The organism is Pedobacter steynii, from assembly GCF_900103665.1.
Taxonomy (GTDB): Bacteria; Bacteroidota; Bacteroidia; order Sphingobacteriales; family Sphingobacteriaceae; genus Pedobacter; species Pedobacter steynii.
Genome location: NZ_FNGY01000010.1, coordinates 222,539 through 237,468, shown reverse-complemented (window position 1 = coordinate 237,468; position 14,930 = coordinate 222,539). Strand labels below are relative to the sequence as shown.

The 14,930-nt window shown below is 40.8% G+C and carries 11 protein-coding genes; 1 reads left to right on the top strand and 10 read right to left on the bottom strand.

The genetic code is table 11. The annotated features are described in order from the left end of the window. Window positions 1-63: 63 nt before the first annotated feature. The 9 genes from BLQ87_RS25330 to BLQ87_RS25290 all read right to left on the bottom strand — a co-directional run bounded on the left by BLQ87_RS25330 (window position 64) and on the right by BLQ87_RS25290 (window position 12,779). Window positions 64-1,950, bottom strand: coding sequence for a cytochrome c oxidase subunit I (locus BLQ87_RS25330; RefSeq protein WP_172664962.1), 1,887 nt, complete (start codon window positions 1,948-1,950; stop codon window positions 64-66). A 20-nt stretch (window positions 1,951-1,970) separates the two neighbouring features. Further along, on the bottom strand, window positions 1,971-3,215 hold the full coding sequence (locus BLQ87_RS25325) for a cytochrome c oxidase subunit II (RefSeq protein ID WP_074611707.1): 1,245 nt from the start codon (window positions 3,213-3,215) through the stop codon (window positions 1,971-1,973). Window positions 3,216-3,283: 68 nt separating this feature from the next. Next, window positions 3,284-4,498, bottom strand: a complete 1,215-nt coding sequence (locus BLQ87_RS25320; RefSeq protein ID WP_074611706.1) for a quinol:cytochrome C oxidoreductase — start codon at window positions 4,496-4,498, stop codon at window positions 3,284-3,286. Window positions 4,499-4,512: 14 nt separating this feature from the next. Then, a complete protein-coding gene (locus BLQ87_RS25315) occupies window positions 4,513-5,097 on the bottom strand; it encodes a c-type cytochrome (RefSeq protein ID WP_245723926.1) in 585 nt (194 codons plus the stop codon). Then, window positions 5,090-5,626 (bottom strand): DUF3341 domain-containing protein, encoded by a 537-nt coding sequence (locus tag BLQ87_RS25310; protein ID WP_073232044.1) that lies wholly within the window; start codon window positions 5,624-5,626, stop codon window positions 5,090-5,092. The genes BLQ87_RS25315 and BLQ87_RS25310 overlap by 8 nt, the downstream gene beginning before the upstream one ends. Window positions 5,627-5,628: 2 nt before the next feature. Further along, window positions 5,629-7,101, bottom strand: coding sequence for an NrfD/PsrC family molybdoenzyme membrane anchor subunit (nrfD, locus tag BLQ87_RS25305; protein WP_074611704.1), 1,473 nt, complete (start codon window positions 7,099-7,101; stop codon window positions 5,629-5,631). A gap of 23 nt (window positions 7,102-7,124) precedes the next feature. Then, on the bottom strand, window positions 7,125-10,202 hold the full coding sequence (locus BLQ87_RS25300; protein WP_074611703.1) for a TAT-variant-translocated molybdopterin oxidoreductase: 3,078 nt from the start codon (window positions 10,200-10,202) through the stop codon (window positions 7,125-7,127). A 48-nt stretch (window positions 10,203-10,250) separates the two neighbouring features. Next, window positions 10,251-11,546: a c-type cytochrome gene (locus BLQ87_RS25295; RefSeq protein WP_074611702.1), complete on the bottom strand. Its 1,296-nt coding sequence runs from the start codon at window positions 11,544-11,546 to the stop codon at window positions 10,251-10,253. Between the two features lie 252 nt (window positions 11,547-11,798). Continuing rightward, window positions 11,799-12,779 carry a deoxyhypusine synthase family protein gene (locus BLQ87_RS25290; protein WP_069379415.1) on the bottom strand — a complete coding sequence of 327 codons (981 nt, stop codon included), beginning with the start codon at window positions 12,777-12,779 and terminating at the stop codon, window positions 11,799-11,801. Window positions 12,780-12,980: 201 nt separating this feature from the next. Here BLQ87_RS25290 and BLQ87_RS25285 point away from each other — a divergent pair, with 201 nt between their 5' ends. Beyond that, window positions 12,981-14,114: a BamA/TamA family outer membrane protein gene (locus tag BLQ87_RS25285; RefSeq protein WP_074611701.1), complete on the top strand. Its 1,134-nt coding sequence runs from the start codon at window positions 12,981-12,983 to the stop codon at window positions 14,112-14,114. On the opposite strand, the gene BLQ87_RS25280 is transcribed toward BLQ87_RS25285, so the two are convergent. Then, window positions 14,111-14,893: an O-methyltransferase gene (locus BLQ87_RS25280; RefSeq protein WP_074611700.1), complete on the bottom strand. Its 783-nt coding sequence runs from the start codon at window positions 14,891-14,893 to the stop codon at window positions 14,111-14,113. The two genes, BLQ87_RS25285 and BLQ87_RS25280, sit on opposite strands and share 4 nt — an antisense overlap. Window positions 14,894-14,930 lie beyond the last annotated feature (37 nt).

The following is a 14,930-nucleotide window of genomic DNA, read 5'->3' as shown; positions in this document are numbered from 1 at the left end:
GGCATCTGTTGTAAGTATTTACCTACTGCAGATACCCCATTGTGTATTATAGAATACGATGTATTAGTCTAACTTTTCTGGTGAAGGAACATTTTTAGCTTCCCACTCTCTTTGTATACGCTCAGATTCAGTGTTACCTTCAAAATCATGAGGCATGTTTGAAGACATCGTCTGAGAGAAAGGTACAGTCTGAGGAATAAAATCCGCTTCTGAACCTGGTTTACTGTAGTCATATGGCCAACGGTATACTGTTGGGATTTCTCCAGGCCAGTTACCATGTAAATGTTCTACTGGTGTAGTCCACTCTAAAGTATTAGACTCCCAAGGATTCTGAGGCGCTTTTTTACCTCTGAAAATGTTATAGAAGAAGTTCCATAAGAACGCTACCTGTGCCAATGCACCGATAATAGCGGCCCAGGTAACGAATACGTTAACTGTTAACCATTTCTGCATAAACTCAAACTCAGTGAATGCATAGTAACGACGAGGTACACCATCTAAACCTAAGAAGTGAAGCGGAAAGAATACCAGGTAAGCAGAGATAAAGGTCAACCAGAAGTGAAGGTATCCCAGTTTGCTGCTCATCATTCTACCGAACATTTTAGGGTACCAGTGATATACACCTGCAAGCATACCGAAGATCGCAGCAGAACCCATTACCAGGTGGAAGTGGGCAACAACAAAATAAGTATCATGTAAGTTGATATCCAGGGACGCATTACCTAAGAAGATACCGGTCAAACCACCAGAGATGAAGAAAGATACCAATCCGATAGCAAATAACATTGCCGGCGTAAACTTGATATTACCTCTCCATAATGTAGCCAGGTAGTTGAAAGTCTTAACTGCTGAAGGAACCGCAATAATCAATGTGGTAATCATAAATACCCCACCCAATAACGGGTTCATACCCGTCACAAACATGTGGTGACCCCAAACGATAAATGATAACACGGTAATACCGATCAGTGAATAAATCATCGCATGGTAACCGAAGATAGGTTTTCTTGAGTTTACTGAAATTACCTCAGAAGAGATACCCAATGCAGGCATAATTACAATATATACCTCCGGGTGACCAAGGAACCAGAATAAATGTTGCCATAGGATTGGGGAACCACCTTCATTAGGCAATACCTGAGTACCCATAACAATATCAGAAAGGTAGAAACTTGTTCCGAAACTACGGTCAAAGATTAAGAGTACCACCCCCGCAACAAGTACAGGGAAAGATAAGATACCTAAGATCGCAGTTAGGAAGAATGCCCAGATCGTCAATGGCATTTTCCAAAGGTCCATTCCTTTAGTACGCATGTTTAATACGGTACTCACATAGTTGATACCACCCATTAAAGAGGAAGCAACAAACATGATCATACTGATCAACCATAAAGTCATACCCAATGCAGAACCTTTAATCGCAGTTGGTAAAGCAGACAATGGAGGATATACCGTCCATCCCGCACTTGCCGGACCTGTTTGAATAAAGAAAGAGCTCATCATCACCACACAAGCTCCAAAGAAGAACCAGTATGATAACATGTTCAGGAATGGCGAAGCCATATCCCTTGCCCCTATCTGAAGAGGAATTAATAAGTTACTGAATGTACCACTCAGACCAGCTGTCAATACAAAGAATACCATGATGGTACCATGTATCGTCACCAATGCCAGATAAAAATCCGGTTTGATACGTCCGCCTTCTGCCCATGTTCCAAGGAATGTTTCCAGGATAGGGAAGTTTGTATCCGGCCATGCCAGTTGCAAACGGAAGAGGATAGACAAGCCCATCGCAATAACAGCCATAATAATACCTGTTATCAGGAACTGCTTAGCGATCATTTTGTGATCCTGACTAAAGACATACTTCGTTAAGAAGGTCTCTTTGTGATGCCCATGATCATCATGGCTATCGTGGTTATGTGTATCGTGTAATGATATAGTTGACATAATGTGCTATTCCAGTATTATTATTTTTTTAAAGCTAATTGATTTGTTTTAACGGCAGAAGTATCTTTTGCTACACTATCTGCTGGCTTAGCTGCAGCTGGTGCAGGTGCTGCAGTTACTGGCAGGCCAAACTCTTTTCTCAAATCGTCAGTCAAATAAGTTCCCTGTTTTTTAACCCAAGCCTCATATTCTGCCTGTGAAACAACCCTTACTTCTTTCTGCATTTTGTAGTGACCTTCACCACAAATCTTAGCACATAAGAATAAGTAAGCAAACTTAGGATCATTGGTTTTCGCTTTCATCTCTTCAGTAGTGATGGTTGGCGTAAACTCAAAGTAAGAAGTCATACCCGGTACTGTATTCAATTGAATTCTGAAGTGAGGCATGTAAAAACTGTGCAATACATCTTTACTCGTTAAAATCAAACGAACAGGTTTGTTCACAGGAATTACCATCTCATCAGCAGTCTGGTCATCTAAAGTATTTTTGTCTTTAAAATCAATACCCAACTGGTTAACACCATTGATCAATTTGTAGTTTTTTACCCCTACAATCCCATCAGCTCCCGGATAACGGATTGCCCATGAAAACTGAGATGAAGTGATCTCAATGCTTATAGGCTTGTTATTAGGATCTTCGATCTTATAGAAAATTGATCTCCAGGTAAGGAAACCCATCAATACCAATACCGTTAGAACTAATGCCGGAACAATTGTCCAGATACGCTCTAAAGCATTATTATGTGGATAGTAATACGCTTTTCTTTTTCCGGTGTTTTTATAGAAATAAGCAAAAGCGAACAGGATGATGTGCGTCGCGACAAACACGATAGTCGTGATGATCAACGTGATGTTAAACATCTGGTCAATCTTCTTACCATGCTCTGATGCTGCTTCCGGAAGGATCATGTTTCCATGAACCGTATATTCCCAGTATACACCGTATAAACCTACAATAAGGAATAACGCGAACAATGTTCCGTTTACTGCATTCCAGTTGATGCCTTTCGGTTTGTCTTGAGCCTCACGGGTCAATTCATATACCTTTAACGCTTTTCCAATGATTGCTATGAATAAGCAAAGCAATAGAAATGCCATGGTATAAAATATAACCGTTTTATAAACCGGACCCATATCAACAGGTTTGGCGACGGTCTCAGCGGCAGCGCCGGCAGCTTGTGCAAATGCGCTTGTGCTTGCAAATGCAGTTAGAATCACTGCTAGTGCCGCTATTGTTTTGTTACTTATAAATTTTCTTAAACTCATTTCCTTAAAAGTAGTAACGCTGTACTTCTATTATACTATTATTTTATTTACTGTATTAAGATCACCTATTACAAGTGATGATTCAAACTTTCCTGTAAGAACGGATGGTTCTTGGCGATCAAAGGTTGTTTACTTAGTGCTCTTAAAACGGTAAAGGTAAACAATCCTACAAAACCTACGGCTGTTCCGATCTCAATAAAACCAAAAGCATGGTGTTCTTCAACCGTTCCAGGCATAATCATTTGGTAATAATCAACCCAGTGTCCACACAATACGATGATACACACCGTTAGCATGATGTTTTCCTGTCTTTTATTATCTCTGTCCATTAATAACAATACCGGAGCTAAGAAATTCAGGATCAGGTTAAGATAGAACCAAAATTCGTAGTGATCGAACCTTTTGTAGAAGTATACAGTCTCTTCCGGCATGTTTGCATAATAGATCAGCATAAACTGAGCAAACCATACATAAGTCCAGAAAATAGAGAAACCGAAGATAAACTGTCCAAGGTTGTGTAAGTGACTATTGTTCACCCAGCTCATGTAACCTGCTTTTCTCAACAGGATAATGATGATGGCAATCGTTGCTAAACTGCTTACCCACATCGCGGCGAAGTTATACCAGCCAAACATAGTAGAGAACCAGTGTGCCTCTAATGACATGATCGTATCAAAAGCAAAGATTGGTGTGGTGAAACCGTAGATTACTAAAAATATACAAGAATATTTAAAGCTTTTTCTGTAAGAATTTAATCCTCCGGTTAAATCCTCATTTGTCGATAACTTAGCAAGAAGTACCGCAAAGATGCAATACACACCTAAGAAGATCACCTGACGTGCCATAAAGAAAGGTACGTTAAGGAAAGCCGACTTACCGTCGATTAATTTATCATAGTTAGGACTATTTATATCCGTTAATCCCGGAGCATTCCAGTGATGATATAAGTTATGTGTATACAAGCCCGCTGCCATTACTGCGATCAGAATAACCACCGCAATTGGTAATGTTTTGGCCATGGCCTGAGGTACACGTAGTATAGAAGCAGACCATCCTGCCTGTGCTACAAATTGAACAGCAAGAAAGAATGCACCTGACATGCAAACACATGCGAAGTAATAAGCCATCAGTAACAAGTTGGCAAAAGTACGCTCATGAAGCTCCTTCGCCGTAAAACCGTACCCTATAGCTAATACCCCTACGGCAATAGCGACAAAGCTTAAGGTTTTTGCTTTACCTGTAAACTCAAACTGCTCAGTTAAATTATAATTGTGAGTTCCCATTTATTTGTGCTTTTCTATTGTATTTTTTGTAATTGTTGAACATACATCACGACTTTCCATCTCTCTTCAGGAGATAGTTGTGAAGCATGTGAACCCATGTTGTTTAGACCATACATAATGGTATGGTAAATTTTTCCTGCGCTCAGGTCTTTCATGTTACCACCACGTGATGAAGTCGCATCACCATGGTAAGAAGGAATACCACTGATCTTCTCGATTTTTACCAGGTGACCTTGTCCGTCTCCTTTTTCTCCATGACATGGAGCACAAAATACCGTGAAGTAATGCTTTCCTGAAATCAGGTTTTGCTCTGTAGCAGGAACTGGATTCACTAAAGCGGCACCAGCTGCTTCATAACCATCCTTAGTATTCGGATAATCATATTTATCGAATCCTACAGGAGCGGTATTAGCCGGCGGTGTTTGTGCCGTCTGTCCGTTCTTAAAGTTTTTGTTTGGCTGATCCGGGTTATAAGCAATCGGATCATACATGTTCCTTGCATATTCTAAACCTGTACTCTGCTTATCCTTACATGCTGAAAATATTACAGCACTGGCAAGAATACAAAATGAGGCTAAAACTACTTTATTCTTATTCATAGCTAATGTACTTCCTTTCATTGTGCTTAATTTCTAGAGCACCTGCATCTTTTAATAAACCATCTATCTTACTATGTTCCGCGTTTTCTTTTGCATCAATAGCGATAATAAATCTGTCGTCTGTTGCCCTTAAGTCCATCACTCTTGGTGCTCTTCCAGGGAATAAATGTGTAGAAGCGTAATAAGCACCTACCAAACTGAATGCACAGAAAAGGATCGTCACCTCAAACATAATCGGAATAAAATCCGGAAGTGCTAAAGCTGGTTTACCACCTATATTATGTTTCCAGTCTACCACCGAGGTTAAGTAGATCAGTGCAAATGCAGACATAGTTCCTGTAATCCCGCAAAAGAAAGCGAGAATATCTAACCTGGATCTTTTGACCCCTAATTTAGCTTCGATGCCGTGAATAGGCATTGGCGTATAAACATCATGTATCTTAATGTTATTTTCCTGTAACTTCTCGATGCCATGCATCATTTCGTCAGGATCACCAAAACTGCCTAAAATATATTTGATATTACTCATTGTTATATTTTTGCGTATTCTTCTTGTTTAACACTATCAAATTTCTCCAGAGACTCTACGTATTCCGCAACTTGCTCCTTATCTAAATGACCTTCTTTAATCTGCTCCATTTTAGATTGCTCACTCGCACTCTTCAGTAATAGTTTCACCTCAGCAATCGCGATTGAAGGCAATACCCTTAAGAATAAAAGGAACAAAGTAAAGAACACTCCGATTGATCCTACAAAGACACCCACGTCTACCCATGTTGGATAGAACATCGCCCAACTTGAAGGGATATAATCACGGTGTAATGAAGTCACGATAATTACGAAACGTTCGAACCACATACCGATGTTCACAACAATAGACAGAATCCAGGTTGCAGGAATGTTGGTACGGATCTTTTTGAACCAAAGCAACTGAGGAGAGATTACGTTACACGTCATCATCATCCAGTATGCCCACCAGTATGGACCGGTCGAACGGTTAATGAAAGCGTATTGCTCGTATTCTGAACCTGAGTACCAGGCAATGAAAAACTCGGTGATATAAGCCACACCTACGATAGATCCGGTTAGAATGATGATCTTATTCATCGATTCAATGTGGAACATGGTGATGTAGTTTTCCAGACCTAACACTTTACGTGCAACCAGTAATAAGGTTAACACCATCGCAAATCCGGAGAAAATCGCCCCTGCTACGAAGTATGGAGGGAAGATCGTGGTATGCCATCCCGGAATTACCGAGGTTGCAAAGTCCATGGATACAATCGTGTGTACCGAAAGTACCAGTGGTGTAGAGATACCCGCAAGGATTAAGGACACTGCCTCAAAACGTTGCCAGGTTTTTACGTTACCAGACCATCCGAAAGAGAAGATAGAATAGATCTTACGTCTCACACCTGTTGCACGGTCACGGATCGTCGCGATATCAGGTAGTAAACCTGTATACCAGAACAATAGTGATACCGAGAAGTAAGTAGAGATCGCAAACATATCCCAAACTAAGGGTGAGTTAAAGTTAACCCATAATGATCCGAATTGATTTGGCAGTGGAAGTACCCAGTAAGCCAGCCATGGTCTACCCATGTGGGATACTACATACGTGGCCGCACAGATTACGGCGAAGATCGTCATCGCCTCCGCTGAACGGTTAATGGAGTTCCTCCAGTTCTGACGGAAGAGTAACAGTACCGCAGAGATTAGTGTTCCAGCGTGACCGATACCTACCCACCAAACGAATCCGGTGATGTCCCATGCCCATCCTACTGTTTTATTTAATCCCCAAGCACCGATACCAAACCAGAAGGTATACCCTACGGAAACCAACCAAAGTGTGGCGCCGCAAAGTGCTAGTATAAATCCTATCCACCATGCCTTATTAGGCTTATTCTCAACTGGCATTAAGATATCATTCGTAATTTTTGCATACGTGATATCATTGCCGGTGATTAATGGTTCTCTTAATATTGATTCCTTATGTCCTGACATAATTTATTTTCTTTAATATCAGCTTACGCTTGTACTGTTGTATCTGTGTTTCTAATTTTTGTCATATAACCTATACCCGGCTGTACGTTGATCTCTTCCAAAACATAGTAAATACGCTCACTACGTAATGCTTTAGATACTTCGGATTCAGGATCATTGGCGTCACCAAAAATGATGGCATTTGCAGAACATGCTTCCTGACAAGCCATTTTGATATCTCCGTCTTTTAATGGACGTTTCTCAATTTTAGCTTTTAGTTTTCCGCCCTGGATACGTTGGATACACATCGAACATTTCTCCATTACCCCTCTTGAACGGGTAGTTACATCAGGGTTAAGTACCAGCTGAGTAAATTCGTTGTTCAGGTAGTTGTCGAAACGTGAATCATTCCAGTAGTTAAACCAGTTGAAACGACGTACTTTATACGGACAGTTATTCGCGCAGTAACGGGTACCTACACAACGGTTATAAGCCATATGGTTCAAACCATCAGATGAGTGTACTGTTGCCAATACCGGACAAACTGTTTCGCAAGGAGCGTGATCACAATGCTGACAAAGCATCGGCTGGTGAACTACAGATACGTTATCAAGGTTGTCCAAATGAGCAATTTCTTTCTCTTTAGTCACCGCATTGATGCCATTTCCATGTGCGCCATGTGCTGCTTTCTCTCCATGAGCTTCGCCCTCTACATTAAAGCTGTAGTAACGGTCGATACGGATCCAGTGCATCTCTCTGCGCTTACGAACCTCTTCCTTACCTACAACAGGAATGTTATTCTCTACGTTACAGGCAACAATACAAGAACCGCAACCAGTACAAGCGTTCAAATCGATCGCCATAACCCAGTTGTTACCTGGTTTCTCATATTTATCCCACATATCGTAGGTTTTATGCTTAGCATGGTCATTACCTGAACCAGCTGCAGGATTCTTTTTGTATTCTGCAAACGTAGCTTCACGAATGATATTTCTACCCTCGAAAGAGTGGTGCGTTTGTGTTTGCGCCAATTCTTCTCTGCGACCAGTACCGGTTAACTGAACCGTTGTAGCATATTTAGAAGTACCATTGCTAAAGCTTACAAAAGGGAAAGCGTTTTGACCAACGTTATTTCCTGCCTTACCAACTTTCGTACGTCCATATCCTAAAGCGATCGAAGCAGTTCCCTGAGCTTGTCCCGGTTGAATCAACACAGGCAAGTCAACAGTATAACCGTTTGCTGCTTTCACAGATACGATATCGAATTCTTTATAACCTAATTTCTCAGCGAACTTAGGCGCGATAGCGATGTAATTGTCCCAGGTTACTTTCGAAACCGGATCAGGCAATTCCTGTAAAAATGCGTTGTTTGCATGTTTACCATCACGCATCGGTACACTTTCGTAAACCTGTAACTCGATGTCTTTTGCTAAAGATTTGCTGTTATTTAAAATAGTAGGAATCACTGCTGCTAATGACAAGCTGAAGTTATACGCTCCTGCTGCTTTCTCTGCAACTGTAAATACACCTGTTTGCAACACTTCTTTCCAGTTCTTTCCAAATAATGGAAGGATACTTTGTTCCCAGTTGTTGCGTACGTATTGATAGTAATCTTTAACCGCATTATCAGACCAGATCAATAAACTCTCTTCTGCCTGACGGGTATTGAATACCGGATTGATTGTTGGCTGTACAATAGAGTAAGATCCTTCGTAAGCGTTAGCATCACCCCATGACTCTAAATAGTTATGGTTAACGGCAATGACATCACATAAAGTGGAAGTCTCGTCCTTACGGTCAGAGAAAGACACTTTTAAAGCTACTTTCTGTAAAGCATCAGCGAATGCTTTCGCATTTGCCACATCATAACCAGGATTGGTATCTAAGAAGAATACTGCTGCAACTTCTCCCCTGCTCATTTCATTGATGAACTCTGCAAATTCTGCATCATTACCTGCGTAACGTTTGCAAGGATTGTCTAAGTCGATCGTTGTTCCGTAGCTACCGATTGCAGAGTTGATCGCATTTACCAGAATCTGAGTAGATACGTCATTTGAACCTGAAACCACTACTGATTTCCCTTTGTTTTGTAACAATTCTTTCGCTACTAACTTAATCGCTTTATCAGCTGTTACGTTATTAGGTAAAGCACCACCAGCTAAAGTATTTCCGGTAATGGTATTATATAAGGTAATTAATGCAGGTCCCTCTTCTGATAATTTCACAGGAACACGCGTATCTGCGTTAGTACCTGTTAAACTCATACCAGCTTCAAACTGGAAGTGACGTGACATTTTACCAGCCTTTAATGACTTGTGATTTCTGTTCGCAATATACTGGGCAGTAAATTCTTCACCGCTGATCCAGGTACCTAAAAAGTCTGCACCGAAACTTACGATCAGGTCAGCTTTATCGAATCTGTATTTTGGAACTACCGCTTTACCAAAGCTATTTTCATTTGCTTTGATGATACCAGTATAAGAAACTGCATCATATTGTACATGCTTCGTATTAGGATAAGCAGTAGCAAAGTCAGCAATTACATTTTTTGTAGAAGGACTGTTTACAGTAGAGGAAACCACGCGGATTTTCTTTCCTGAAGCCTGAGCCTTATTTAACTCTCCTTTTACAAACTCATCAATCTTAGCCCATGTTGCTTTCTCATCATCCTTTAATACAGGACCCTGTAATTTAGAAACATCATAAAGGTCTAAAACCGAAGCTTGTGCCTGTGAATCTGTACCGCAGTTGAATTCTCCTGCATTTGGATTGGCATCAATTTTAATAGGACGTCCCTCTCTGGTCTTCACCAAAATACTCTGACCATTGAAACTTGAAACATAGTAGTTAGGGATACCCGGAACTACCTCCTCAGGTTTAATGACATAAGGAATTGATTTATGAACCGGAGCTGATTGACAAGCTGCAAGCGTTACCGCCCCCAGGCCGAAGCCTAAAGCTTTTAAAAAGTCACGGCGCGGGGTTACCGTACTCAACCCTGCTTCATTTAAAACATCTTCTATTGGAAGGGGCTCAGCAAATTCGTTTTTGTTGTTTTCAACAAAATCGGGAGTGTTTTTATACTCCTCTAAGCCTTTCCAGTATTTTTTATTGCTTTCCATTTAAGCTATATTACTGTTTATCGAACGTTCTTTTATTAAACTCTACTATTAATAGTGGCACTTACCACACTCTAAACCACCCAATAATGCCGGTGTGATTTTCTCACCTTTCTTGATTTTCTCATGGGCTTCAATCACTTTCGTATAGAAAGCATTGTCTTTACCTGAAACCTCAGCGTCTTTATGGCAATTGATACACCATTTCATCGTTAGCGGAGAGAACTGATAGATTTCTTCCATCGTATCAACCGGACCATGACATGCGAAACATACCGGCTCGTTAGGTTTTAAACCTTTTTCTTTTCTGATCGCCTGCTCACCTACTACTACGTGTTGAGAGTGGTTGAAGTAAGCAAAGTCAGGAAGGTTGTGTACACGTACCCACTCTACTGGTTTTTCCTTGGTCTTGTCATAAGTCAAGGTTGCAGGATCATAACCAATGGCAGTATAGATCTTCTGAATCTCAGGAGAAATCTCACCGTTGTATTTTTCAGTTGCCTGTACCGATTTGTGACAGTTCATACAAACGTTCACAGATGGTATCGTTGAATTTTTAGATTTAAATGCTCCCGCATGGCAATACTGACAATCAATCTTGTTTGTACCAGCGTGCAACTCGTGAGAGAATTTAATCGGCTGTACCGGTTGGTAACCAGTGTGTACACCTGTATTCCACATGCCCATCCAGCCGAATGAACCTAAGCTCACTACTAAACATAGAATGAAGAAGAATACAAACTTCTTGTTTTTGAATAACCTGCGAACGCCTGTTGCCAGAGAAACGTTTTCTTCTTCTGCAAGAACAACACCTTGTCTCTGCAGAATCAAACGCTCTAACATTTTAATGGCACGTCCCAGTATAACTAATACCGCAATCGATATTAATATAATAGCAACGATACCGGCGATAGAGAAATCAGATACACCGGTTGATGCAGCTTCAGCACCGGCACCAGCTGCCGCTTCTTTCTTAGGTTCGCCTGCTTTCGCATATGCGATTACATTTTTAATTTGGTCGTCCGTCAGCTGTGGGAACGTAGTCATCTCCGACGGAGAAAACTTAGATGCTTCGATCGCCTGCTTATCACCGGCATCAACTAAAGCTTTCCAGTTCTTAACCCACTTGATGGTAAATGCTTCATCCAGCTCGTTAACTTTAGCAGTTAAAGCCGGACCTGTGCTGTTACGGTCTAATTGGTGACAAGAAGAACATTTATCTTTAAATATTTTTCTTCCCTCCACTACATCTTGCGCTTGTGTTGCAGAAACGATTAAAACAGATAGGGCCGTTAACATGACTGTTGACTTCCAAACTCTTCTAATGATCAATGAGATATCCCTCATAATGAGTATTTTATGCTATTTTTTAAAAAACTTGTAAACCGCATTTGATGTTCGAACTTAGGTTCTTCACCAAAACGTCCACAAAAGTAAAATTTATTAACTTACCAATGACAAATAAATGACAGTAAATACAATTTATAATCAATCTAAATAGTTCGTTTTTGGGGCTTTAAACGAGGAAAATCAGCAATTTTTAAAAAATTGCTGATTCCCGACAGCCAACTTCAAATTGGCAATATTTGTAAATTCAATTTACATTTTTAATATCCATGAAAAGATCAGTGGAGCAACGATTGTTGCATCTGATTCAACGATGAACTTAGGCGTGTTGATATCCAGTTTACCCCAGGTGATTTTTTCATTAGGCACAGCACCTGAATAAGAACCATAAGAAGTAGTAGAATCAGAGATCTGGCAGAAATAGCTCCAGAATGGAATATTCTCCATTTCCATATCCTGATAAAGCATCGGTACGACACAAATCGGGAAGTCACCGGCAATACCTCCACCAATCTGGAAGAATCCAATTCCTTTACCTGAACTGTTTTTAATGTACCAGTCTGCAAGATAACCCATATACTCAATTCCACCTTTCATCGTCGTTGCCGTCAATTCAGATTTCATCACATAAGAAGCGAAGATATTACCCATCGTAGAATCTTCCCATCCCGGTACTACAATCGGAAGATTTTTTTCTGCCGCTGCAAGCATCCATGAATTTTTAGGATCAATCTCGTAGTATTGCTCTAAATCTCCACTCAATAACATCTTGTACATAAACTCATGCGGGAAATAACGTTCCCCTGCTTTTTCTGCATCTGTCCAGATCTTATGAATGTGCTTCTGCAACCTGCGGAAAGCTTCTTCTTCAGGAATACAAGTATCTGTAACCCTGTTGTAATGGTTCTCCAAAAGATCCCACTCGTCCTGAGGGCTCAGGTCACGGTAATTAGGTACTCTTTTATAATGTGAATGCGCAACAAGGTTCATGATATCTTCCTCCAGGTTGGCACCGGTACAGGAAATGATCGAAACTTTATCCTGACGGATCATTTCGGCTAAGGAGATTCCCAGCTCTGCTGTACTCATCGCACCTGCAAGGGTAATCATCATCTTACCACCTTCATCTAAATGTGTTTCGTATCCTTTAGCCGCATCCATCATAGCTGCCGCATTAAAATGGAGATAATGCTTCTCCATGAATTGCGAGATAGGTCCTCTTGTTGTACTCATCTTTGATTAAATTTTGTTGTTGCCGCAAAAATAGGCAAATAATCGTAAAGGACTAATCATAACAACCGAACTGTTACCAAAAAGAATCTTTGCGCTAAAAACAATTCTTTAAAAATAAATCCGTTAGGAATAACTGGCCTCAATCTTGCTAATGGATCGCGGATAACAGGATAATTTAAATCTTTATACTATTTTAGGCCAATGAAGAAAATTTCGCTTTGCATCACTATACTTATTATTACCGCCGCAGACGTATCAGCGCAAAAGAAATTTATCAAAAGATACCTATCAGATAAAACAGACAGTTCCCGCAGGGCGAGTTTCATGCCGGTGCCTATATTCCGCTATTCCCAGGAAATTGGTGCCGAATTCGGACTGGGTGCACTCTACTCTACTTATGTCGATAGAAAAGACAGCACCAACCGGAGTTCCAATTTTTCAGGCGTAGCTACAATATCTACCAAAGGCCAGTACAACTTCTCTTTAAAGAGCGACATCTGGACTAAAGGCAACGATTACCATTTAATCACTGAATTCAGGTTTAAAAGAATGCCATTTAATTTCTATGGCCTGGGTAACGAAACACTCGAAGCCAATCTGGACCGCCTGATACAACGACAGTCCAGAGTGATGTTCGAAGCCGAAAAAAGATTATTACCGCATGCTTATACCGGTTTGTCCATAGGTTATGAAAACTACAACTATAAAGATGAAGTCGTTGGGGGAATATTCACAACCGACCAAAGCCTGATTCATAAAGGTGGTGGCAATGTAGCTTATATAGGAATATCTCAAAGCTATGACACCCGAAATTCCAACAACTATCCGACTAAAGGATTCCTGGGCCGGGTCACCTACCAATACGCACCAGACTTTTGGGGCGGAGAAAGTTTTACGGGAAGTGTGATCAAAGCAAACGTCCGTAATTTCTGGCCGCTCTCTAAAAAATTCGTTCTTGGTGTAAACGCTTTATTCCATAGTGTACAGGGAAAGAACACGCCATTCTACCTGTTGCCACAGATGGGCAACGACGAGATGATGAGGGGCTATTATACCGGACGCTACCGGGAACGAAATCTCCTCGCAGGACAGGCAGAATTACGCTACCGCTACAACAACCGTTTCGGAGCAGTTGTCTTTGCAGGAACCGGACAGGTTTTTGACAATGGTGATTTTTCCATGAAAAGCTTCAAACCTTCTTTTGGCGCAGGAGGAAGATATTTCTTCGATCCTGAAAAAGGACTGAGTGTCCGTATGGATTATGCAGTCGGTGAAAAGAGAACAAATGAAAAACGCCAAAGTGGATTCTACATTACCCTGGCGGAAGCATTTTAGAACTTAATCTTAAAATGCTCTTTCGCCTGTCCTTTTTTGAAGTAAACCAATCCGATCCAAAAAAGATCCACCGTTACCGTTACTTCCGGATGGCGCTTGATTTCTTCCCAGGCTTCTTTCATTCCTTCACTCCAATAAATATCATCAAAGATCAGTAAGGAGCCCTCATGCACTTTAGGCAAACACCAGTTAAAGTAATTGATCGTTGCTTCTTTTCTATGGTTCCCGTCAACATACACAAAATCCAATCGCGGCTCCTGTTCAATCACACCTGGAAGTAAGGTATCGAAATTCCCTACCCGCAGCTCTACATTATCCAGTTCCAGTTCCTGAAAATTGCGATAAGCAACTTTCGCAGTTTCGGGACATCCTTCAATCGTAATTACATCCGCATCCGGACAAGCTTTAGAAAGATAAGCACTGGTAATCCCTAAACAGGTTCCAAGCTCAATAATGCTTTTAGGCCCGTTGTCCTTTGCCAGACGATAGATTAGCTGTGCCAGTCTGGGATTCTTTAAGGCATTCTTAGCAATCTGTTTTACCTTTTTAGCCCTGTTCTTATTCAGATGGGAACCGGCTCCGAGATCAGTTACCTGGATTAAAGAATCGTCATTGAAAAGTTTTTTTCTTTGTGCCTCTATGCTTTTGTAGTCACTTTTAGCGTTAAAATCGTAAATTACCTCATCCGTAAGCTTATATACGAAGGGGGAGTGGGTGCCATGTCTGCTTTTAGAGGTAAAGCGATGCTTCAGATAGTCACTGATAAAATTGAAAACCATAGCTACAAAAATAAGCAATCATAAGATTCTAAGTTGC